19 protein-coding genes are annotated in these 21,379 nt (G+C 68.1%); 13 read left to right on the forward strand and 6 right to left on the reverse strand.

The window, feature by feature from the left end; genetic code table 11:
- Positions 1-79: 79 nt before the first annotated feature.
- The 5 genes from yaaA (at position 80) to Q0579_RS03390 (ending at position 5,170) form a co-directional block, all read left to right on the forward strand.
- Complete coding sequence (gene yaaA, locus Q0579_RS03370; RefSeq protein ID WP_298809078.1) at positions 80-835, forward strand: peroxide stress protein YaaA; 756 nt, start codon at positions 80-82, stop codon at positions 833-835.
- Positions 832-1,515, forward strand: a complete 684-nt coding sequence (locus Q0579_RS03375; protein ID WP_298809080.1) for an SDR family NAD(P)-dependent oxidoreductase — start codon at positions 832-834, stop codon at positions 1,513-1,515. Before yaaA ends, Q0579_RS03375 begins: the two co-directional genes overlap by 4 nt.
- Positions 1,516-1,630: 115 nt before the next feature.
- A complete protein-coding gene (locus Q0579_RS03380) occupies positions 1,631-1,918 on the forward strand; it encodes a hypothetical protein (protein WP_298809083.1) in 288 nt (95 codons plus the stop codon).
- Between the two features lie 118 nt (positions 1,919-2,036).
- A complete protein-coding gene (gene gyrA / locus Q0579_RS03385; RefSeq protein WP_298809085.1) occupies positions 2,037-4,811 on the forward strand; it encodes a DNA gyrase subunit A in 2,775 nt (924 codons plus the stop codon).
- Positions 4,808-5,170 carry a DUF952 domain-containing protein gene (locus tag Q0579_RS03390; RefSeq protein ID WP_298809087.1) on the forward strand — a complete coding sequence of 121 codons (363 nt, stop codon included), beginning with the start codon at positions 4,808-4,810 and terminating at the stop codon, positions 5,168-5,170. Before gyrA ends, Q0579_RS03390 begins: the two co-directional genes overlap by 4 nt.
- Here Q0579_RS03390 and Q0579_RS03395 read toward each other — a convergent pair.
- Entirely contained in the window at positions 5,167-5,598 is a 432-nt protein-coding gene (locus tag Q0579_RS03395) for a DUF488 domain-containing protein (RefSeq protein ID WP_298809088.1), read from the reverse strand. The two genes, Q0579_RS03390 and Q0579_RS03395, sit on opposite strands and share 4 nt — an antisense overlap.
- A gap of 69 nt (positions 5,599-5,667) precedes the next feature.
- On the opposite strand from Q0579_RS03395, the gene Q0579_RS03400 reads away from it, so the two are divergent.
- Complete coding sequence (locus tag Q0579_RS03400) at positions 5,668-6,657, forward strand: aspartate carbamoyltransferase catalytic subunit (protein WP_298809090.1); 990 nt, start codon at positions 5,668-5,670, stop codon at positions 6,655-6,657.
- On the forward strand, positions 6,654-7,865 hold the full coding sequence (locus Q0579_RS03405) for a dihydroorotase (protein ID WP_298809093.1): 1,212 nt from the start codon (positions 6,654-6,656) through the stop codon (positions 7,863-7,865). The genes Q0579_RS03400 and Q0579_RS03405 overlap by 4 nt, the downstream gene beginning before the upstream one ends.
- Positions 7,866-7,884: 19 nt before the next feature.
- Here the strand turns inward: Q0579_RS03405 and Q0579_RS03410 are convergent, their stop codons facing one another.
- On the reverse strand, positions 7,885-9,216 hold the full coding sequence (locus Q0579_RS03410; RefSeq protein ID WP_298809096.1) for an SPOR domain-containing protein: 1,332 nt from the start codon (positions 9,214-9,216) through the stop codon (positions 7,885-7,887).
- 222 nt (positions 9,217-9,438) lie between these two features.
- Here Q0579_RS03410 and Q0579_RS03415 point away from each other — a divergent pair, with 222 nt between their 5' ends.
- From Q0579_RS03415 to Q0579_RS03425, 3 genes are all read left to right on the forward strand, one after another.
- Positions 9,439-10,503: an SPOR domain-containing protein gene (locus tag Q0579_RS03415; protein ID WP_298809098.1), complete on the forward strand. Its 1,065-nt coding sequence runs from the start codon at positions 9,439-9,441 to the stop codon at positions 10,501-10,503.
- A 351-nt stretch (positions 10,504-10,854) separates the two neighbouring features.
- The gene (locus tag Q0579_RS03420) at positions 10,855-12,087 is read left to right on the forward strand and encodes a M20 family metallopeptidase (RefSeq protein WP_298809099.1); all 1,233 of its coding nucleotides are present in this window, start codon (positions 10,855-10,857) and stop codon (positions 12,085-12,087) included.
- Between the two features lie 55 nt (positions 12,088-12,142).
- Entirely contained in the window at positions 12,143-12,631 is a 489-nt protein-coding gene (locus Q0579_RS03425) for a biliverdin-producing heme oxygenase (protein WP_298809102.1), read from the forward strand.
- Positions 12,632-12,650: 19 nt separating this feature from the next.
- Here Q0579_RS03425 and Q0579_RS03430 read toward each other — a convergent pair whose 3' ends face one another.
- From Q0579_RS03430 to Q0579_RS03440, 3 genes are all read right to left on the reverse strand, one after another.
- Positions 12,651-14,762, reverse strand: a complete 2,112-nt coding sequence (locus tag Q0579_RS03430; protein ID WP_298809104.1) for a histidine kinase dimerization/phosphoacceptor domain -containing protein — start codon at positions 14,760-14,762, stop codon at positions 12,651-12,653.
- A 120-nt stretch (positions 14,763-14,882) separates the two neighbouring features.
- Positions 14,883-15,878, reverse strand: coding sequence for a nitronate monooxygenase family protein (locus tag Q0579_RS03435; RefSeq protein WP_298809106.1), 996 nt, complete (start codon positions 15,876-15,878; stop codon positions 14,883-14,885).
- A gap of 68 nt (positions 15,879-15,946) precedes the next feature.
- Positions 15,947-17,308: an acyl-CoA dehydrogenase family protein gene (locus Q0579_RS03440; protein ID WP_298809107.1), complete on the reverse strand. Its 1,362-nt coding sequence runs from the start codon at positions 17,306-17,308 to the stop codon at positions 15,947-15,949.
- Between the two features lie 81 nt (positions 17,309-17,389).
- On the opposite strand from Q0579_RS03440, the gene Q0579_RS03445 reads away from it, so the two are divergent.
- The 3 genes from Q0579_RS03445 (at position 17,390) to Q0579_RS03455 (ending at position 19,951) form a co-directional block, all read left to right on the forward strand.
- Positions 17,390-18,421, forward strand: coding sequence for a phosphotransferase family protein (locus tag Q0579_RS03445; protein ID WP_298809109.1), 1,032 nt, complete (start codon positions 17,390-17,392; stop codon positions 18,419-18,421).
- Entirely contained in the window at positions 18,418-18,765 is a 348-nt protein-coding gene (locus Q0579_RS03450; protein ID WP_298809113.1) for a DUF6285 domain-containing protein, read from the forward strand. The genes Q0579_RS03445 and Q0579_RS03450 overlap by 4 nt, the downstream gene beginning before the upstream one ends.
- Positions 18,766-18,826: 61 nt before the next feature.
- Entirely contained in the window at positions 18,827-19,951 is a 1,125-nt protein-coding gene (locus Q0579_RS03455) for a CaiB/BaiF CoA-transferase family protein (RefSeq protein WP_298809115.1), read from the forward strand.
- A 54-nt stretch (positions 19,952-20,005) separates the two neighbouring features.
- Here the strand turns inward: Q0579_RS03455 and Q0579_RS03460 are convergent, their stop codons facing one another.
- Positions 20,006-21,301 (reverse strand): sugar MFS transporter, encoded by a 1,296-nt coding sequence (locus Q0579_RS03460; RefSeq protein ID WP_298809118.1) that lies wholly within the window; start codon positions 21,299-21,301, stop codon positions 20,006-20,008.
- Positions 21,302-21,379 lie beyond the last annotated feature (78 nt).

Consider the following 21,379-nt stretch of genomic DNA (forward strand, 5'->3'; position numbering starts at 1 on the left):
TCAAGGAAGGTACGATGTGTACCCAGCCGGCGCTGAACCGCGATTGAACGCGCCCGCTGCGCCCGCTAGCGCGTCGGGGATGATCGCCCTGCTCTCCCCCGCCAAGACGCTCGACCTCGACACGCCCGCGCCGTTCGATGCCACCCGCCCGCGCTTTGCCAACGAGGCGGCGACGCTCGCCAAGGCCGCGTCGCACCTCACACAGAAGAAACTGGGCGAGCTGATGCACATCAGCCCCGCGCTGGCCAAGTTGAACGCCGATCGCTTTCGCGATTTCGCGGATGCCGCCGAGCGCCCGGCGATCTACACCTTTGCGGGTGATGTCTACACCGGGTTCGAGGTCGCGACGCTCGACGAACCCGCGATCCGCTTCGCGCAGAATCATCTTCGGCTGCTGTCGGGACTTTACGGGCTCTTACGTCCGCTCGACGCAATGCGTCCCTATCGTCTCGAGATGGGCACGCGCTGGGCGCCCAGGCACAAGAAACTGACCGACTGGTGGGGCACGCGCATCGCCGACGCGCTCGCCGCCGACCTCGCCGAGGAAGGATCGGGCGCGATCCTCAACCTCGCGTCGAACGAGTATTTCGCCGCCGTCGATGGCAAGCTTCCCGCCGGCACCCGCATCATCGCGGTTGAATTCCGCGAGGCCGACGGCCGATTTATCAGCTTCCACGCCAAGAAAGCGCGGGGCACGATGGCACGCTGGATGGTCGAGCATCAGGTAACCGATCCGGACGCGATGCGCGGGTTCGACAGCGACGGCTATTCCTACGACGCGGCCGCGAGCAGCGACGATCGCTGGACCTTCGCGCGGACGGGAGCATCGGCATGAGCGAGATTCGGACCGCGGTCGTCATCGGCGCTTCGGGCGGGATCGGCGCGGCGCTAGTCGAGGCGCTCGACGACGAGGACGTCCGCACCCTGCCGTTCGCGCGCTCGTTCTCAGGCGAGCGCCACCTGGACCTTGAGGATGAGGCGAGCATCGCCGCCGCCGCCGCACGTGCGGACTCGCCCGACCTCGTCATCGTCGCGACGGGCTTGCTCCACGACGCCGATCACGGCCCCGAAAAGGCGATCCGCGAACTAGACCCCGCCTGGCTCGCCCACCAGTTCGCGGTCAACGCAATCGGCCCCGCGCTCGTCGCCAAGCATTTCCTGCCCATCATGCCTAGGAGCGGGCGCAGCGTGCTCGCGTTCCTGTCCGCGCGCGTCGGCAGCATCACCGACAATCGCCTGGGCGGCTGGTACGGCTATCGCGCGTCGAAGGCGGCGCTCAACCAGCTCGTGCGGACGCTCGCCATCGAGGACAAGCGCCGAAACGATCGCGGGCTCGTCGTCGCGCTGCACCCTGGCACCGTCGACACCGCGCTGTCGCAGCCGTTCCGCCAGTCGGGGCGCGACCTGTTCAAGCCCGACCGCGCGGCAGTGCAATTGCTCGACGTGATCGACGGCCTGAAAGTCACCGACAGCGGGCGTCATTTTGCCTGGGACGGCAGCGAGATCGCGCCCTGATTCAAGCAGGCGATCGTTACGCAACCTTCACCATCGCGACAGCGCGGCGTCACCCGCGCGCTCCTATTCATTCATCAGGCGCGCCTTGAAGCGCCGGATGCCTAGGAGACCCGACATGACCCGTTCGCTGCCCTTCGCCCTTCTCTCTTCCGCCGCGCTATTCTCCGCCGGCATGGCGGTTGCGCAAACGCCTGCGGCGCACGGCACCACCGCGACGCGCACCACGCGCACGATGACCCAGACCGGCACGACCAAGCCGGCGGTGGCGACCACGCGCACCACCCAGACGCACACCGCGACCTCCAACGGTCGCATGGTCGCCACCAAGACAGCGACTGGCAAGAGCGTGACCTACGATTGCTCAAAGGCCGGCAACGCGACCAAGAAAGCCTGCCGCCGCTAATCCTGCTTTATATGCTCCCGCGCGCGCCTGCGTGCACGTACGCGCGCGGGGGTGGTCAGAGGCCCGTTGCTCAGCTAGGCTGTAACCTTTCCACTGCAGCAGCGAAGAGCGTAGCACCTTGACCGACGAGACCGTCCTCGCCGACCCGTCCGACATTGCCCCCATCTCCATCGTCGAGGAGATGAAGACCTCGTATCTCGATTACGCGATGAGCGTAATCGTCGCGCGCGCGCTGCCCGATGTGCGCGACGGGTTGAAGCCGGTCCATCGCCGCATCCTGTATTCCGCCAACGAGAGTGGGTTCCTCTACAACCGCCCGTATCGCAAGTCGGCGCGCATCGTCGGTGACGTGATCGGTAAATACCACCCGCACGGCGACACCGCGATCTACGACGCGCTCGCGCGCATGACGCAGGACTGGTCGATGCGCGTGCCGTTGATCGACGGTCAGGGCAACTTCGGTTCGATGGACCCCGATCCGCCCGCCGCGATGCGCTACACCGAGGCGCGGCTGGCGAAGGCGGCGAACTACCTGCTCGAGGATCTGGACAAAGACACGGTTGACTTCCAGCCGAACTATGACGGGTCGGAGCGCGAGCCCACCGTGCTGCCGGCGCGCTTCCCCAACCTGCTCGTCAACGGCGCGGGCGGTATCGCGGTCGGCATGGCGACCAACATCCCGCCGCACAACCTCGGTGAGGTGATCGACGCGTGCTTCGCGTATCTAGACAATGGCGCGATCACCACCGAGGAACTGATGCAGATCGTTCCCGGCCCCGACTTCCCGACCGGCGCGATAATCCTCGGCCGCGCTGGCGCGCGCTCTGCCTATGAGACCGGGCGTGGCTCGATCATCGTCCGTTCGCGCCACACCATCGAGGAGCGCGGCGGGCGCGACGGGCGCCGCTCGATCGTGCTCACCTCGATCCCCTACCAGCAGGGCAAGAACGCGCTGGTGGAGAAGATCGCCGAGGCTGCCAAGGACAAGCGCATCGAGGGTGTCAGCGATATTCGCGACGAATCGAACCGTGAGGGCGTGCGCATCGTCATCGATCTGAAGCGTGACGCGACGCCCGACGTCGTGCTCAACCAGCTCTGGCGCCACACCCCCGCGCAAGGGTCGTTCGCGGCCAACATGCTCGCGATCCGCGGCGGACGGCCCGAGCTGCTCAACCTGCGCGACATCATCAGCGCTTTCGTGCAGTTCCGCGAGCAGGTAATTACCCGCCGCTCGAAGTTCGAGCTTGCCAAGGCGCGCGAGCGCGCACACATATTGCTCGGCCTCGTCATCGCGGTCACCAACCTGGACGAGATGGTGCGGATCATTCGCGGCTCGGCCAGCCCGGCCGAGGCGCGGCAGAAGCTGCTCGCGCGCGAGTGGCCGATCGCGGAGATCGCGCCCTACATCCGCCTGGTCGAGGCGACCGATGTCGAGGTCACCGGCGACAGCTACCGTTTGTCGGAGACGCAGGTTCGCGCGATCCTCGACCTGCGCCTCCATCGCCTGACCGCACTCGGCCGCGACGAGATCGGCAACGAGCTCGAAGGCCTCGCCGCCTCGATCTCCGAGCTGCTCGCGATCCTGTCCGACCGCGTGAAGCTTTACGGCGTGCTGCGCGACGAGCTGCGCGAAGTGCGCGACCAGTTCGCGACCCCGCGTCGCACCGAGATCGCCGCCGCCGCCGACGGGATCGAGGACGAGGACCTGATCGAGCGCGAGGAGATGGTCGTCACCGTCACGCTCGAAGGCTACATTAAGCGCACGCCCCTCGACGCCTTTCGCGCGCAGGCGCGCGGCGGCAAGGGCCGCGCCGGCATGGCGACCAAGGACGAGGACGTCGTCACCAAGCTGTTCGTCACCTCGACGCACACGCCGGTGCTGTTCTTCTCGACCCTCGGTCGCGTCTACCGCATGAAGGTCTGGCGCCTGCCCGAAGGCGGCCCGGCGACGCGCGGTCGCCCGATGATCAACCTCTTGCCGCTCGAACCCGGAGAGACGATCTCCACCGTGCTGCCGCTGCCGGAAGACGAGGCCGACTGGGGTAAGCTCCACGTCATGTTCGCGACCGCGAAGGGCAGCGTGCGCCGCAATGCGATGGACGCGTTCACCAACGTGCCGTCGAATGGCAAGATCGCGATGAAGTTCGAAGGCGTCGACGCCGACGACCGGCTGATCGGCGTCGCCCTGCTCGACGAGGGCGACGACGTCCTGCTCGCGACGAGGCAAGGCAAGGCGATCCGTTTCGCCGCCGAGGAAGTGCGCGAGTTCCAGAGCCGCAACTCCACCGGCGTGCGCGGGATCGCGCTCAAGGGCGACGACGCGGTGATCTCCCTGTCGGTCCTCCATCGCGTCGACGCGACGCCGGAGGAGCGAGAGCAATATTTGCGCAACGCGCCCTGGAAGGAGCGCGACGGCGAGCTCGAGATTGAGCTGACGCTGTTCGAGCGGCTGCGCGGGTGTGAGCAGTTCATCCTCACCGTCTGCGCCAACGGCTACGGCAAGATCTCCTCGGCCTACGATTATCGGCGCACCGGCCGCGGTGGTCAGGGCATTACAAACATCGACAACGTGAAGCGCAACGGCCCCGTCGTCGCGAGCTTCCCCGCGAGCAAGGCCGACCAGCTGATGCTCGTCACCGATCAGGCCAAGATGATTCGTATGCCGCTGACGTCGCTGCGCATCATCAGCCGCGGATCGGCGGGCGTGCGATTGTTCAATGTCGCCGACGACGAGCATGTCGTCTCCGCCGCACGCATCGACGAGGAGCCTGAGCCCGAGGATGCGGCCGAGGCAATGGTCGCCGCCGAACTGGCCGATGACAGCGCAACCGCACCCAGCGACGATGGTTTGATCGGCGACGATGCCGCGGCCGGACCGGAGGATGGCGAATGAGCGACGCTGGGAACAAGCCCCTCACCGCGTACAAAGTGCTGACCGGCGAGCAGATGGCGGCACTGGAGCGCGACGGCAGCTTCACCGGCGCGCCGGTCGACCTGGAGGACGGCTTTGTCCACCTTTCCACCGCCGACCAGCTGGCCGAGACGATCGACAAGCATTTCGCGGGACAAGACGAACTGCACATCGTCGCGGTCGATCTCGCAGCCTATGCCGACAAGGCACGCTGGGAACCTTCTCGCGGGGGCCAGCTCTTTCCGCACCTTTATGCGCCGTTGCTGCTCGAAACCGCGGTGGCCTACTCGCCGCTGGAACGGCACGACGACGGCAGCATACGCCTGCCGGTCGCGGGTTAGACGTAGAGGTCAACCACCGCGCGCCCTTTGCCCACCGCGCCCAGCAGCAGGGTGCGGTGGCAGTGGCACGGATTGCGTTCGTAACACAGCAACGCACTGGGCAGCTCGTCGGCAAGGGCGAGCATACGCGCCGCCGCGATCTGCGCCTTGGGTAGGTCCAGCTGCGCGTCGTAGACCGCAGTCAGCGTCGCGACATCGCCCTTCTTTGCCGCGTCGCGCCCCGGCTTGGGTGTGCCGAGCGCCTTCAGGTGGACATAATCGATCCCCTCGGCTTTGAGCGAGGCGGCGAGCGTCGAGTTCGAGAATCCCGGGCGCCGCGACAGCGGCAGCCCATGCACGTCGATCACGCGTCGCACGCCTGTTTCGTGCAATGCCGCGATGAACCCATCCATGGTCGCGCCTTCATACCCGATCGTGTAGATCGTCATCACCTGTCCTTCCCTGCAACGCGCACGAGCCTTGCACCGCGCGGGCCCGCGCCATAATCACCGCGCTCGATGCAACGCTCGGACCACCGCCCCGGAACCCTCATCCCCGGCGGTGCGGTGTTCCCGCACCGTCACCTGACCGGGATCGACGGGCTCGAACCGCACGAGATCACCTTCCTGCTCGACGAGGCCGAGCAATGGGTCGAGGCGAACCGCGCACCGACCACCGCCGACAAACGGCTGGCCGGCCTCACGCAGATCAACGCATTCTTCGAGAATTCGACCCGCACGCTGTTGAGCTTCGAGATCGCGGGCAAACGTCTCGGCGCCGACGTCGTCAACATGCACGCCGCGCAGTCGAGCGTGAAGAAGGGCGAGACGCTGATCGACACCGCGATGACGCTGAATGCGATGCGCGCCGACGTGATCGTTATCCGCCACATGAGCTCGGGCGCGGTGCGGCTGATCGCGGACAAGGTCGACTGCCCGGTGCTGAATGCGGGCGATGGCCGCCACGAACACCCGACGCAGGCGTTGCTCGACGCGCTCACCATCCGCCGCCGTTTGGGTAGCATCGCCAACAAGCGCGTCGTGATCTGCGGCGACCTGCTTCACAGCCGCGTGGCGCGATCGAACATCCTCGCGCTCACCGCGCTCGCCGCCGAGGTCCGCGTCTGCGCGCCCTCGACGCTGATGCCGCCCGAGATCGAGCGGATGGGCATTACCGCCTTTACCGACTTCGATCAGGCGATCGCGCACGCCGACGTCGTGATGATGCTGCGATTGCAAACCGAGCGCATGTCAGGAGGCTACGTGCCGTCTGTGCGCGAATATCACCTTCGCTATGGCCTGACGATGGAACGCCTTGACCGCTACGCCCCCGATGCGCTGGTGATGCATCCCGGTCCGATGAACCGCGGTGTCGAGATCGACTCAGCGGTCGCCGATCACGTCGAGCGTTCCGCGATCACCGAGCAGGTCGCGATGGGGGTTGCGGTGCGCATGGCGTGCCTCGACGTGCTGACCAGGCGCGCCCGCGGCGTGGAGGGTTGGGCATGAGCGCGCTCCATCTCGTCAACGCGCACATCGTCTGCCCCGTGGCTGGCGAGCGCCACGGTGACCTGCTGATCGTCGATGGCGTGATCTCGGACGGCCTCGCACCCGATGACGCGGTCCGCGTCAATTGCGGTGGCAAGCTGATCCTGCCCGGCATCGTCGACGTGGGCGTCGCCAAGATCGACCGCGCTGCCTTTCGCGCCGGCGGCATCACTCGCGTCGCGCTGATGCCCGACCAGTCGCCCGTGCTCGACGAGCCGGGCATCGTGCAGCGCTCGGCGCTGATCGGCCGCCCTGACCTCTGGATCCACCCGATCGCCGCCGCGACACGCGGGCTGAAGGGCAACGACCTCGCCGAGATGGCGATCTGCGCCTCGGCCGGCGCGCGCGCGGTCGGCACGGGACGCGGCTGGATAGCCGACACCGGCGTCATGCACCGCGTTCTGACCTACGCGCGCGATCTCGACCTAGCCGTAATCACGCATGCCGAGGACAGCAGCCTCACCGCGGACGCAGTTGCGACCGCGGGCGAGACCGCAACGCGGCTCGGCCTGCCCGCCGCACCGTCGCTTGCTGAGCCGCTCGCGATCGTGCGCGACCTGATGCTCGCCGAGGAAACGGGTGCGCGGCTCCACCTGCGTCAGGTCACGACTGCAACCGGTTTCGCGCTTGTCCGCGGCGCCAAGGCGCGCGGGGTACGCGTCACCTGCGGCATCACGCCCGCGCACCTGCTCCTATCCGACAACGCAATGAGCGACTTTCGCACCTTCGCGCACCTGTCTCCTCCCTTGCGATCCGAAGCTGACCGCCGCGCCGCGCTCGCCGCGCTCGCCGACGGCACAATCGACGTGCTCGCCTCGGGTCACGACCCGCATGGGCCGGAGGAGAAACGCCTTCCGTTCGCTGACTCGACCGCAGGCGCGGCAGGGGCGGTCACGCTGCTGCCGCTCGCGCTCGGGCTGGTGCGCGACGATGTGGTCAGTTTCGTGCGGCTGACCGAGTTGCTCGCGCACGCGCCCGCCCGGCTGCTAGGGATCGAGGCCGGAGCGCTCGTCCCCGGGATGCCCGGCGACGTCATCCTGGTCGATCGGAATGCGTCGTGGCAGATCGACGCCGACGCGACACCCGGCGCGGCAGGGAACACGCCATTCGACCGCCTGCCGGTGCAGGGCCGCGTGCTGCGCGTGTGGAAAGGCGGCCGCGCGCTCTAGCGCGGCGTCACGCGCCACCTCAGCGTGAGGCGACCTGCACGCCCTTGCCCTTGACCCAGGCGGCGATCTGATCGCCCGCCTGCTGGCGCACGAAGCAACGCCCGCCCTTGACCCGGTAGCCGCGGCACATCCGCTCCGCATCCGCGCGTGCGAAGCCGCCGACCGACAGACGATAATAGGTCGCACCGCGTACCGACGCCGACATGCCAGCGGGCGTAAGCGCGGCAAAACCGGCGTAGCGCCGAGACGCCCGCGCCCATCCATCGCGCGCAACCGCGGCATTCTCGTACGCGCCGAGTTGAACGTACCAGTGACCAGGTGTGGGCGCCTTAAGTGCAGCAAACCGTTCCCCGCGCGGCTGAACGACCGGCTCGCCGCTGCGGACCTTGTAATTGCCGTCCGACCTGATGAGGCTGGCGAGCCGCACGAGCTCCGGCTTCGGCATGGCAACGGCAGGCGTCGCGACCTGCGCGACAGCGACCTCGCCGACGGCGGGCTGCGGTGCAGCCTCGGCGACCTGCGCCGGATCGGGCTGGCCCGGCATGAAGCGATCGACCGAATCGACCGCTGCCGCCCGCGTTGGCGCGACTGCCGCGTTGAGTGCAATCGCGACCGGCTGGCCGGTGTCCTCGACCGGCGTGATGCCGAGCAGGCTGGCCACCTGCGCCGCGGACGAGGCCGGATGCGCAAACGTCGCCCATTCGATCATGCGTGCGTCGGCCTCGGTCGGGCTCATGTCGACGCCGATCAGCGTCCGTGCCTCCTGCCAATGCCCGCCCAGCGCCATCGCAAGTGCGAGGTTCTGCCGCGTCTTCGCGTCCGCCCCCGGCGCGCGCGTCGCCGCCGTCAGCAGCTCGATCGCGGTGTTCGGGTCACCGGCAAGTGCGATCGCGAGTCCCCGGTCGGCTGTCGCGATCTCGCCCGCATGCGCGTCGAGCATCTGCCGCGCGGCGTCCCATTGCCCGAGCGCCGTCTGCGCGAGCGCGAGGTTCAACGCCGCCTTGGCGTTGGTCGGCTGGAGCGACAACACGTCGCCGTAAGTCGTGCGTGCCGCCTCGAAGCGCCCTGCGCGGAGGTACGCATTGGCGAGGATCATGCGATAGCCTGCGTCCGCCGGGCTGTTCAGCACCGCCGCTTCGGCATAGCGAACCGCCTTGTCCCACTTCTGCTTGCCGAGCAGTGCCGAGGCCTTGCGCGCGTAGCTCGCCGCCTTTTTGGGGTCGGTCCGCTGCGTCGCAACGGCAGGGTCGATCGCCTGCACCGCCATCAGACCACCGCTGCCCAGCAGGAACGCCGACAAGCCGATGCCGGCAAGCCTCTTGGCCGAAAGCCCGTTTGCAGAAACCGTCACCATCGTCGTCCCCACCGCTTCGTCGCCTCGCGCGCGCCCGCTCGCGGACGCGCGGTGTTAAGTGCGGGCGGGCGGCATGCCGTTGGCGCGAACGCCCGCCTGTGTCGAAACGGGAATGCCAGCGCAGGCTCAACATACCGTTAACGTCGTCACCGTGGCTAAGCCACTTTCACCATCGCGCAGCCTCGGGCATGATGGGCGCGAGCTTTAGGGGCAGCGGTGATGAAGACGCGTTTGGTGGTGCTGGCAGCGGCGATGATGGCGGCAACCCCCGCGCTCGCCGACGTGAAGTCTGGCGTAGAAGCGTGGAGCCGTGGTGACTATTCCGCCGCCGTTGCGCAGTGGCGCGCTCCCGCCGTCGCCGGTGACGCCGACGCGCAATTCAATTTGGGCCAGGCCTACAAACTGGGTCGCGGCGTTCCCGCCGATCAGACGCAGGCGACCGAGTGGTTCCGCAAGGCGGCGGCGCAGAACCACCCGCAAGCGACCGACAATTACGCGCTGTCGCTGTTCCAGGAAGGCAAAAAGGCCGAAGCATTGCCGTGGCTGGAGAAATCGGCGGCGCGCGACGAAAAGCGTACCGAACTCGTGCTCGGCACGATGTTGTTCAACGGCGACGGCGTGCCGCGCGACTGGACCCGCGCCTACGCGCTCGTCACCCGCTCGTCGCAGCAGGGGCTGCCGCAGGGTTCGCAGACGCTGGCGCAGATGGACAAATACATTCCCGAGGAACAGCGCCGCCAGGGGATCGCCCTCGCGCAAGAGATCGAGACGCGTGCGCGCTCGGCCGCGGCCGCTCCCGCGACGGCGGTTGCCTCGGCGGAGCCTGGCGCGCGTCCGGTGCCGGCGCCGTCGCGCCCGGTGCCTGCGACGACGCGTCCCGGCGCATCCTACACGCAACCGGGCCGCGCGGAGCACGCAGAACGTCCCGAGCGGCGTGAGCAACCTGATCAGCGCGAGCGCAAGGAGCCGTCAACAGGCACCGCCCCGACCACCCCCGCGCGCTCTGTAGCAGAGCGCACCGCGGTGCCGAAGCCAGCCCCGGTGCCTGTCCGCACTCCGCCTAAGGCAAGCGGCGGCGCGTATCGCATCCAGCTCGGTGCTTTCGCCGAGGACGGCAACGCGCGTACCTTGTGGTCGCGCGTTGGCGCGCGCGTTGGCGGAACCCCCAGCTTTGCGCGCAGCGGCGGGATCACGCGCCTTCAGGTGAGCGGCTTCGCAAGCAAGGCGGACGCCCAGCGCGCCTGCATGCGTGCCGGCAGCGGCTGCGTCGTGTTGCCGCGCTGAGGCAAGACCGTCTGCGCCAGTGCGGTCACGATGACGTGAACTACGCGGCGTGACCCCGCCCGATCACGCCTTCCGTCATCCCCGCTGTGATCTGGGATCCCGCTTGCTACTGGTCTCGGTCATAGCGCGGATGCGGGATAAAGTCAGGGTGGACGCCACCGCCAGTGACCCAAACTACGCCCTCGCCTCATCCACTGCTGTCCTCCACGCCGTTTCCATGTCTACACCGCTCGATCGCGCATGGACGCGCGCGCGCCCATGCGCCCGTGTGACGCGTGACGTTCGTGACCTTCCACCGGCTTGGCGCGGCCGGCGCTTGCGCCTAGAACTAGCGCCAAAGGAGCCGTTCGCATGACCGCCACCCTCGCCACTCGCACCGACTGGAGCGCGCTCGGCGCCGAACAGCTCGCCGACACGATTGCGCTGCGCCGCGCAATCCACGCCGAGCCCGAGGTCGGCCTCCATTGCCCGCGCACCACCGAGAAGGCGAAAGCCGCGCTCGCCAGCCTCCCGCTGGAAATTCACGACAGCACCTCGACTACCGGCTTTGTCGCAATCCTGCGCGGCGGTCGCGCGGGAGGCGCGGGGTCCAATGGACGCACCGTGCTGCTGCGCGGCGATATGGACGCGCTGCCGATGACGGAAGAAACCGGCCTCCCCTTCGCCTCCACCATCCCCGGCGCGATGCACGCCTGCGGCCACGATGCGCATACTGCGATGCTTGCTGGCGCCGCCAAGTCCTTGTGCGCGCGCCGGGACAAGCTGTCGGGAACGATCGTGTTCATGTTCCAGCCCGGCGAAGAAGGGCATCACGGCGCCCGCCGGATGATCGAGGACGGGCTCCTCGACGTCGCCCGGCCCGAGGCTGCGTTCGCGCTCCACATCTCGCCCAACGCGCCCGCCGGCGTGTTCGTCAGCCGCGAGGGCGCGCTGCTCGCCTCGACCGACACGGTGCTCGCAACGATCAAGGGACGCGGCGGCCACGCCGCGATGCCGCACGAATGCGTCGATCCGATCCCCGTCGCCTGCGCAATCGTAACCGCGCTCCAGAACCATGTCGCGCGCCGCGTGCCCGTCGCCGACCCGGCCGTGCTAACGATCACGCAAATTCACGCCGGTTCCTCGCACAACATCATCCCCGGTGAGGTCAAGCTGATGGGCACGCTGCGCACGCTCTCGCCCGCCACGCGCGAGGCGATGCGCGCCGCCTTTGCCCGTATTTGCGAGAACGTTGCCGCCGCGCACGATTGCACCGCCGAGGTCGGACTGGAGGAAGGCTATCCCGTCACGATGAACGACTCGCGCGCCACCGGGCTGATGCGCAGCCTCGCCGGCGAGATCAGCGGCGATGGCGGCTGGTCGGTGATGCCCGCACCGATGATGGGCGGAGAGGATTTCTCCTACGTCCTGCGCGAAATACCCGGCGCGATGGCGTTCATCGGTGTCGCACCCGAAGGAACCGACCCGCGCACCAATCCGCCGCTGCACAACACGCGCATGACGATCGACGAGTCGGTAATGGCGAAGGGCATCGCGATGCACTGTGCGCTTGCTGAGCGTTTCTTGGAGAATGGTCTCGACTGACACGACCTCTGCGGTAACACGGCTGCGTACCGCCACCCGCGCTTCGCACGATCTGGTGGACGCAGCGTTCGGCAACTTCGATCTGACCGATCGCGCTGCCTATCGCCGCTTCCTCGTCGCGCACGCCCGCGCGCTGCCTACGGCGGAAACTGCAATCGCCGCGCTTCCGTTCGCGCGCACGCTCCCGCCGCGCACGGCGCTACTCGCGCGCGACCTCGCCGATCTGGGTGAAGACATGCCGCCTCGGCTGCAACTTGGGTACCTTGACGAAGCCGGTTCGTGGGGCGCGCTCTACGTAGTCGAAGGATCGCGACTCGGCGGTGTCATGCTCGCGCGCTCGGTTGGCACCGATCTGCCGTCACGCTATCTCGCTGCCGCGCACGCCCCCGGACAATGGCGTGCGATCCGCGAGGCGATCGACACCGCGGGCGCGCATGCCTCGCCCGACTGGCATGACGCACTGCTCGCCGGCGCTGCGGCGACGTTCGAGCTCTATGCCAAGGCCGCCCAAGTGACCCAACCCGCGCTGGTTTCCCCGCGCTGAGCAGTTAGCGACCCCGCGATCAATCTTCCTCGATCGGCGCGGTCAGCACCGCGCGGAGGCCCGGCTGATTGTCCTGATATTCGACCTCGCCGCCGATCCGCTGCACCACTGCGCTCATCATCCGGCTGCCAAACCCGACATTGTCGCCCTGCTTGCCGCGGCCCTGATCGGCAACGATCAGCCGCAGCTTGTTACGATGCTGCTCCAGTACGATGTCGATCGGCCCGGGATTCTCGGCGGTATAAGCGTATTTGGTTGCGTTGGTGATCAACTCGGCCGCGATCAGCCCCACGTTCACCGCGCGGTCGGTCGGGATCAGCACCGGCGCCAGCTCCGCCGACAGCCGATTGCCCCAGTCGCGACCCAGCGACGTGCGCATGTCGTCCAGCAGTTCGCCTAGGTAGCGGGACAGGTCGATCGTCGCGATCTGATCGTCGCGGTAGAGCCGGCGGTGGACGAGCGCGACCGCCGACAGCCGCGAACGCGCTTCCTGCAACTGATCCGCTACCTCGCCCGGTCCGGCCGCACGCGCCTGGAGCATCAGGAACGATGCAACGAGTTGCAGGCTGTTCTGCACGCGGTGATCGACCTCGCGCATCAGCAGATCCTTCTGACCCAGCGCCGCGTCCTTCTCCGCGATCGCGCGACCCAGGTCGCTGTTGACCCGGCGTAGCTCGTCAAGCAGCCCCGCCTCGCGCAGCATCCGCCGCAGCCGCTGCGCCGCGTCGACCTGCTCGAGTGTCCAGCGCCGTGCGCGCCCACGTACCGTCTGCGTCCAACTCTCGAACGAGGAACGCGGCGTCAGCGCGGCTTTGGGATCGTGCTGCACCGCTTTGTGCGGATTGCCCGCCCATTCGACCTGCTCGATGTGTTCCACGCGCAACCAAAGCAGCGTCAGGCGCTGCTGCGGCAGACTGATCGAGAGAACGCCGGTAAACGGCGCCAGCAGGTTCGCCTCGCTCCAGTCGGCGCTCAGTTCGCGTGTCAAAAACACGCCGGCATCGTCGCGCTTGCCCAGCCACTCGCCCAGCAGCCGCAGCTTGTCGTTGGTCGGGCAGAAGCCGGTCGTCTCGATCCGCTCGCCGAGGACCGCGAAGCCGTCCGCCCCCATCATGCGGCGCATGTCCTCGCGCCGCCGCGCCAGCACGCGCTCGATCCGCTCGTCCCCGAACAGCGCAGGGAGCAACGTGTCTTCCTCGGTCCGAAGCGCCAGCCGCTCGCGGTAGCTCTCGGCTTCCTCCTTGGCGGTGATCTGCCGCGACAAGCCGCCCGCCAATGCCGCCGCCACCGTTCGCACGTCGCGCGAAAGCTGCTTGGGCGCGTGATGGTGACACGCGATCAATCCCCACAGCATCCCGTCCTTCACGATCGAGATCGACGCAGAGGCACCCACTTCCATGTTGCGGAGGTATTGCAGGTGGATCGGCGACACGCTGCGGATCGCGACGTCGCTCAGGTCAATGCCAGAGAACGCCGCCGGACGGATCGGCTGCGGATCGTAGTCGATCGTCGGGATCACGCGGGTTCGATTGCGCACGTACAGCGCGCGTGCCTGGCGCGGGATATCACTGGCAGGAAAATGGTGGTTGAGAAAGGTGTCGAGCGATGGGTCGCGATCCTCGGCGACGACGTAGCCCGCCTCGTCATCGAGGAAGCGGTACACCATCACGCGATCGAACCCGGTCAGCGCACGGAACGCAATCGCGGCACGCTCGCACAATGCCTTAAGCGTCGCGGTCCGCTCGAACCCGCTCGCGGTTGCATCGAGCCAACCGAGCGTTTCCGCAGCGCTTCTCGCATCCGGGTCGGCCGGCTCAAGCTCGGCGATAAGATACGCGCCCGAGCGGTGAAAGGCGACATCGTGCCCGGCGACGACGCCGCCGATCACCGTCCCGCCCGGCCCTGCCACCGAACGCGCCAGCACGCCCGCCACGTCAATGCCGAGCAGGTCGGACAGCGAGCGGCCGAGCCAGTCGGGGGCAAGCTGGCGTTCAATGTGGCCTGCGCCGGCGACAACCGTCAACGTTTTGGGCTCGGCGATCAGCAGCAGGCCGTGGGGCTGGACCGCGCCCGGAATGTGGATCGGCTCACGGTCGCACGCCGTCAGATCGAGCTGAACCGACGCAGCCATCCCCCGCGCTGCCACTCCATCGCCTGCCAAACGCCGCTCCTGTACTCACTTTGTCCTTGTCCTAGAGCAAAGCGAGGCGCCTGCGCTAGTGCCCGAACAAGGCGGGCGTCCCGATTTACGCTACCGGACAGCATCGGTGACGCGCGCCATCATCGTGGCGAGCCGCGCTTCGATGATCGACTCGGCCTCGGCAATGATGCGGTCGACCAAGTCGCTGACGGTCGGCACGTCGTGGATCAGCCCCTGGACCATGCCGGCCGACCAGATACCGTCGTCGGTGTCGCCGCGCTCCATCGCCGCGACGCCGCGCCTGCCCGCGACCAGATGCTGCACGTCGGCGAATTCGGCGCCACCCGCGCGCTCGATCGCGACCACTTCCTCGCTGACCTTGTTCTTCATGACGCGGGCGGTGTTGTGGAGGGTGCGAAAGATCAGGTCGGTCTGCCGCTCGTCGTTGGCGACCATGCGCTCCTTGAACGTATCGGGTATCTGCGCCTCCTGCGTCACGCAGAAGCGCGTTCCCATGTTGATGCCGTCGGCACCGAGCGCGAGCGCCGCGACCAGCCCGCGCCCATCGGCGAAGCCCCCGCTCGCCAGCATCGGCACGCGTACCTTGTCGGCGGCGGCAGGGATCAGGATCAGCCCGGGAATATCGTCCTCACCCGGATGCCCGGCGCATTCGAAGCCGTCGATCGAGATCGCGTCCGCGCCCATCCGCTCGGCCGATAGCGCGTGCCGGACCGCGGTGCATTTGTGGATCACCTTGACCCCGTGCGCCTTGAAATCGTCAATATGCTCCTGCGGCTTGTACCCGGCGGTCTCGACGATCTTGACCCCGCCCTCGATGATCGCGCGGCGATATTCGGCGTAGGGCGGCGGGTTGATCGTCGGCAGGATGGTCAGGTTCACGCCGAACGGCTTGTCGGTCAGGTCGCGCGTGCGGCGGATTTCCTCGGCGAGCGCCTCGGGCGTCGGTTGCGTCAGCGCGGTCACGAACCCGAGCGCGCCAGCGTTCGCGACCGCGGCGACCAGATGCGCCTTGCCGACCCATTGCATCCCGCCCTGCGCGATCGGATGTTCGATCCCGAACGCCTCGGTGAACCGCGTCTTGAGCATCGTCCCTCTCCCCTTCGATGGTTTTCGTGTCCAATGATCGTGCCCGCGCCAACTTCGCGCGTAGCAGCCTAGCCCAGTGCCTGTGCGCCCGAGCGCGGGCGGATCTGCGACTGCGCGCGATAGTCGACGTCGGACCAGTCGAGCGCCGACAATTCGACGCGCCGCGGGCCCATGTAGCCGAACAGGAACGCACCCACCTTGCGCATCTGGATCTCCTCCGCACCTTCGGTGATGCGGTAGCGGCGGTGGTGGCGATAGATGTGCTCGAACGGCTTGTGGCGCGAATAGCCGATCCCGCCGTGCACCTGCATCGCGCGGTCGGCGGCGTCGCACACCAGCCGGTTCGCCCAATAGTTGCACATGCTGACCTTGTCCGACAGCCGGCGCTCGACCTCGGCGTGCGGCATGGCGTCCATGTCCGCGGCGGTTTTGCGGATCAGCAGCCGCAGCATCTCGATCTGCGTCGCGAGTTCGACCAGTGGAAACTGGATCGCCTGATTGCGCGCCAGCTCCTCGCCGAAGGGCTTGCGCGCGCGGGCGTAGCGGATCGATTCCTCGACGCAGTAGCTCGCCGCGCCCAGACTCGACGCCGCCTGCCTGATCCGGTTCTCGTGCACGAAACTCTGCGCGAGCGGCAGGCCGTTCTCTGGTTCGCCGAACAACGCGCTGTCGGGCACCCAGACTTGGTCGAAGCGGACCCGCGGGTGGTCGGTCGGCATGTTGAAGGTCCAGAGATATTCTTCGATCTTCACGCCTACGCTATCGACGGGGACCAGGAAGCAACTGATCCCGCGCGCCGCGCCGTCCTCACCGCTCGTCCGCGCGAACAGGGCGCAGTGGGTGGCGGCATGCATCCCGGTCGTCCACATCTTCTCACCGGTCAGCACCCAGCCGGGCACGCCATCGCGGGCCTCGCGGCGCGCGCGCGTCTCCATATGCGTCGCGTCCGATCCGTGTTTCGGCTCGGTCAGTCCGAAGGTGATGCGGCGCGTGCCGTCGAACATGCCCGAAATGAACTCCGCCTTCTGTGCGGGCGTGCCGTAATCGTCGAACATGCGCGCGAACGGGTTGTTGGCGACGATCGAATGTTCGGTCTGCAGGTCGTTGTGGAGGCCGAGGCCCTTGGCGGCGAGATATTCGCGGATTACGCACATCCAAAGGTTCGAGCCGCCCTGCCCGCCGAATTTCGGGTCCATCGCGAAGCGCAGGAACCCCGCCGCGTCCGCGCGCCGCCGCGCCTCGACGAGCAGCGCCTCCCATTCGGGACGCGGCAGTCCGTCGCGCTCGAAATCGGTTCGCACATATTCGCGGCGATGATCGAAGAAGCGGACATTTTCGTCGGCCTGCTCGAGTGGCCTGATCTCGGCTTCGATGAAGGCATCCAGCTCGCCCAGATAGTCGCGCAACGTGGCCGGCAGATCGAAGTCCATCGCCCTCTCCCGAATTAAGTCGAGTCTTTTAACTTGCGTAGCGCGTGTCCGCGGGTTTTACATCCCCTTACGGGAGCACGGATGACCGAGCGGCTGAGCAGGGACGACATTGCCGAGCGGCTCGGCCGGATCGCGCCCCGGCTCGCCCCCGGCGCGTACGCGATCGCCGATATGACGCGACTGACCGGCGGCGCGAGCATGGAGACCTGGTCGTTCGACGCGGTGACACCAGACGAACGTGTGCCGTTGATCCTGCGACGTCGCGCCGCCGCCCTCGCGTCCGCCCCCACATCCGCCGACACGTCGACCGCACCGCTCGCCCGCGAGGCCGAGGTGATCGCGTGCGCGGTCGCGGCGGGCGTGCCCGCGCCGCGCATCGTGCATGTCTGCGAGGATGATGACACGTACGGCGGGTTGGGCGACGCTTATGTGATGCACCGCATCGCGGGCGAGACGCTGGGCAAGCGGATCGCGACCGATCCCGCGTTAGCCACGGTCCGCCCGAGCCTCGCGCGCCAGTGCGGTGCAGCGCTCGCGCGTATCCACGCGGTCACGCCGCCCGCGACGCTCGAGTATGTCGACGCCGCCGCGACGCTCGCGCGCTACGAGGCGACGTGGCGCGCGTCGGGTGCCGTCCGCCCGACGATCGAGGCGGCGTTCCGCTGGCTCGAGCGGCGGTTGCCGCGCGACGCGGTCGCGCCGCGGCTGATCCACGGCGATTTCCGCAACGGCAATCTGATGGTCGATCCGGCGAACGGGCTGGTCGCGGTGCTCGACTGGGAACTCGCCCACGTCGGCGATCCGGCGGAAGACCTCGGCTGGCTGTGCACCGCTAGCTGGCGCTTCGGGCAACCGCATCGCCGCGTCGGCGGCTTCGGCGAGGTTGACGATCTGCTCGCGGGCTATGCCGAAGCAGGCGGAGAGCCGATCGACCCCGCGCGGGTGGAGTATTGGTCGATGCTCGGCAGCCTGAAATGGGGGGTGATGACGACCATGATGTATGCAAGCTTCGCTGCGGACCCCTCCGCCGGGCCCGAGCGCGGCGTGATCGGCCGCCGCCTGTCCGAGGCGGAAGCCGACATCGTCGCGATCATCGAGGCTTCGCGCGGGTGATCACGCACCCGACCGCTGCCGAGCTTGTCGCGGGGGTCGCCGCCTGGATGCCCGTCGACGGCAGCGCGCCGCCCTTCGCGATGCGCGTGGCGCGCAACGCGCTGGAGATCGCAGGCCGCGACCTGACGCTCGGTCCCGCCGCCGACGCGCGCGCCGCTGCGCGGATGCGCGAACTGCTCGGACAGGAAGGGACGCGCGACGAACTCGACCGCGCGCTGGTGGCGGCGATCCGCGGCGGCACGATCGCGCCCGACGAGTCCGCGCTCGTCGAGCATCTGCGGCTATGCGCGCTCGACACGCTCGCGATCGACCAGCCGCGTTACGCGCACCAGCTTACGCCATAACTTTTGTTGTGCCGATTGCGACGTGGCTTTAGGCTCGCCCGAAACGATCGGGGAGGAATGAATGAGCAAGCCACCGCTCTCGGGCATCCGCGTGGTCGAATTCGCCGGCATCGGGCCGGGGCCGTTCGCGGGCATGATGCTCGCCGACCACGGCGCGGAGGTGATCCGTATCGACCGTGCGAAGCCGGGGGGCCTGTCGCTCGCGATCGATGCGAAGGACCCGCTGCTGCGCAGCCGCCGGTCGGTGTCGCTCGATCTCAAGAACCCGCACGCGATCGCGGCGGTGCGGCGCATCGTTCGCGACGCGGACGCGATCATCGAGGGATTTCGCCCGGGGGTGATGGAGCGGCTGGGGCTCGGCCCCGACGTGCTGCTCGGCGACAATCCGCGGCTCGTCTACGGGCGGATGACCGGTTGGGGGCAGACGGGACCGCGCGCGCACGAACCGGGGCACGACATCAACTACGTGGCGCTGTCGGGCGTGCTCCACGCGCTCGGCCGCGCGGGCGAGAAGCCGACGCCGCCGATCAACCTCGCGGGCGATTTCGGCGGCGGCGCGATGTTTCTCGCCTTCGGGATGCTCGCCGCCCTCATTCATGCACAGCGCACCGGCGAGGGTCAGGTGGTCGACGCGGCGATGACCGAGGGGTCCTCGGTGCTGATGTCGATGATGTGGGGGTTCCGCGCGATGGGGCGCTGGCGCGACGAGCGCGGCACCAATCTGCTCGATACCGCCGCGCATTTCTACGACACATACGAGACGAGCGACGGCAAATACGTCTCGCTCGGCGCGATCGAGCCGCAATTCTACGCCGAGTTCCGCCGTGTCGCCGGGCTGGATGACGCGAAGTGGGATCGTCAGATGGACCAGCGTGGCTGGCCCGAGCTCAAGGACGAGCTGACCGCGCTGTTCCGCACCCGCAGCCGCGACGAATGGGTGGCGCTGTTCGAGGGGCACGACATCTGCTTCGCGCCCGTGCTCGGCTTCGACGAGGCGCGCGCCGACCCGCACAATGTGGCGCGCGGCGCGTTCGTCGAGGCGGGCGGCGTGCCCCAGCCGGCCCCCGCACCGCGCTATTCGGTGAGTGACACCGTTGCGCCGCAAATGGCGGGCGTGCGTGACGACGCGGGGCTGCTGCGCGAGCTGGGTTTCGGCGACGCGGAGATCGCCGCGCTGGGTCACTGACCCGTGGGGGTGCGCCGTTTGCCACGCGGCGGACGGCGCATCCCGGCGAAGTGATCAGGCCGCCGCGAGTTCCGGCGCCGGTTTGCGCGCGAACACGCCGTAAGCCGCAATCACGAGGTAGCAGAGCGCGGGCAGGATCAGCGCGAACTGCAGGCTGCCGCTCGTGTCGGCGAGCTGCCCCGTCAGGTACGGCACGATCGCGCCGCCGACGATCGCGGTCGCGATCACGCCCGAGCCCTCGGCCGCGCGCTTGCCCAGCCCTTCGCTGGCGAGGCTGAAGATCGTCGGGAACATGATCGAATTGACCAGACCGATCGCGAGCAGCGACCAGCCCGCGATCGCGCCGTGCGCGTTGGCGGAGACGAGGATCAGCGTGATCGCGGCGACCGCAACCGCGGCCAGCACCTTGCCGGGCGACACCTTGGTCAGCACCCAGGCGCCGATGAAGCGGCCGACGAGCGCGCCGCCCCAGTAGAAGGGCACGTGATCGCCCGCGACCTTGTCGGCGACACCCCAGACACCCGGCTGCATCAGGTAATTGACGATCAGCGACCCGATCGACACCTCGGCACCGACGTAGAGGAAGATGCACGCGACGCCCCAGGCGAAACGCGGACGCTTGAGCAAGGTGAGCGCGTGGAAGATGCTGCCTGCATCCTCCTGTTCCTCGTTCAAACGGTTTCGCCGCGTCCACACCACGGCGGCGATGACGAGCAGCGCGACCGCGAGGCCGAGATAGGTGTGGACGATCGTGCGCGAACTCTCCGCACGGTACGCGTCGAGCGCCGCGCCGCTGAGCGTCGACGCGCTCTGGTTGGCGAGCCCGCCCAGGATCAGCGCCGAACCCGCGAGCGGAAACAGCGTGGTACCGAGCGAGTTGAACCCTTGCGCGAAGGTCAGCCGGCTCGACGCGCTCTGCGGCTTGCCGAGCAGCGAGATCAGCGGGTTGGCGACGACCTGCACGATGGTGATGCCCGCACCCAGCACGAACAGCGCGAGGAGGAACAGCCCGAACGCGGCGTTGGCCGAGGCGGGGATGAACAGCAGGCACCCCGCGGTCATCGTGACCAGTCCGATCGAGGCGGTGCGCATATAGCCGAAGCGCCGCACGATCCCGGCGGCGGGGAGCGAGAAGAGCGCATAGGCGAAGAAGAAGGCGGTCTGCACCAGCATCGCCGACGCGTGCGTCAGCGTGAACAGCTCCTTCAGCTTCGGAATGATGATGTCGTTCAGGCTGGTAATGCCGCCGAAGATGAAGAACAGCGCGAAGACGAAAATGCGCAGGTCGGGCGCATCGTAACCGTGGCTCGCATCACCGCTGGCCGCGGGTGCGGAATTCATTGCCTGCATGCGCTCCTATACTCCCCTCGCGTGCTGCGCCCTCGGCGTGCCCGCCCCTTATTGCCGTAACAAAGCGATGCCCCAGCC

Source organism: uncultured Sphingomonas sp. (assembly GCF_936927845.1).
GTDB lineage: Bacteria > Pseudomonadota > Alphaproteobacteria > Sphingomonadales > Sphingomonadaceae > Sphingomonas.

Bases quoted from the DNA above. Each gene is read 5' to 3' on its own strand.
- yaaA (WP_298809078.1), top strand. From the start codon at position 80: ATGATCGCCCTGCTCTCCCCCGCCAAGACGCTCGACCTCGACACGCCC.
- Q0579_RS03375 (WP_298809080.1), top strand. From the start codon at position 832: ATGAGCGAGATTCGGACCGCGGTCGTCATCGGCGCTTCGGGCGGGATC.
- Q0579_RS03380 (WP_298809083.1), top strand. From the start codon at position 1,631: ATGACCCGTTCGCTGCCCTTCGCCCTTCTCTCTTCCGCCGCGCTATTC.
- Q0579_RS03390 (WP_298809087.1), top strand. From the start codon at position 4,808: ATGAGCGACGCTGGGAACAAGCCCCTCACCGCGTACAAAGTGCTGACC.
- Q0579_RS03395 (WP_298809088.1), bottom strand. From the start codon at position 5,598: ATGACGATCTACACGATCGGGTATGAAGGCGCGACCATGGATGGGTTC.
- Q0579_RS03400 (WP_298809090.1), top strand. From the start codon at position 5,668: ATGCAACGCTCGGACCACCGCCCCGGAACCCTCATCCCCGGCGGTGCG.
- Q0579_RS03405 (WP_298809093.1), top strand. From the start codon at position 6,654: ATGAGCGCGCTCCATCTCGTCAACGCGCACATCGTCTGCCCCGTGGCT.
- Q0579_RS03415 (WP_298809098.1), top strand. From the start codon at position 9,439: ATGAAGACGCGTTTGGTGGTGCTGGCAGCGGCGATGATGGCGGCAACC.
- Q0579_RS03420 (WP_298809099.1), top strand. From the start codon at position 10,855: ATGACCGCCACCCTCGCCACTCGCACCGACTGGAGCGCGCTCGGCGCC.
- Q0579_RS03430 (WP_298809104.1), bottom strand. From the start codon at position 14,762: ATGGCTGCGTCGGTTCAGCTCGATCTGACGGCGTGCGACCGTGAGCCG.
- Q0579_RS03435 (WP_298809106.1), bottom strand. From the start codon at position 15,878: ATGCTCAAGACGCGGTTCACCGAGGCGTTCGGGATCGAACATCCGATC.
- Q0579_RS03440 (WP_298809107.1), bottom strand. From the start codon at position 17,308: ATGGACTTCGATCTGCCGGCCACGTTGCGCGACTATCTGGGCGAGCTG.
- Q0579_RS03445 (WP_298809109.1), top strand. From the start codon at position 17,390: ATGACCGAGCGGCTGAGCAGGGACGACATTGCCGAGCGGCTCGGCCGG.
- Q0579_RS03455 (WP_298809115.1), top strand. From the start codon at position 18,827: ATGAGCAAGCCACCGCTCTCGGGCATCCGCGTGGTCGAATTCGCCGGC.
- Q0579_RS03460 (WP_298809118.1), bottom strand. From the start codon at position 21,301: ATGCAGGCAATGAATTCCGCACCCGCGGCCAGCGGTGATGCGAGCCAC.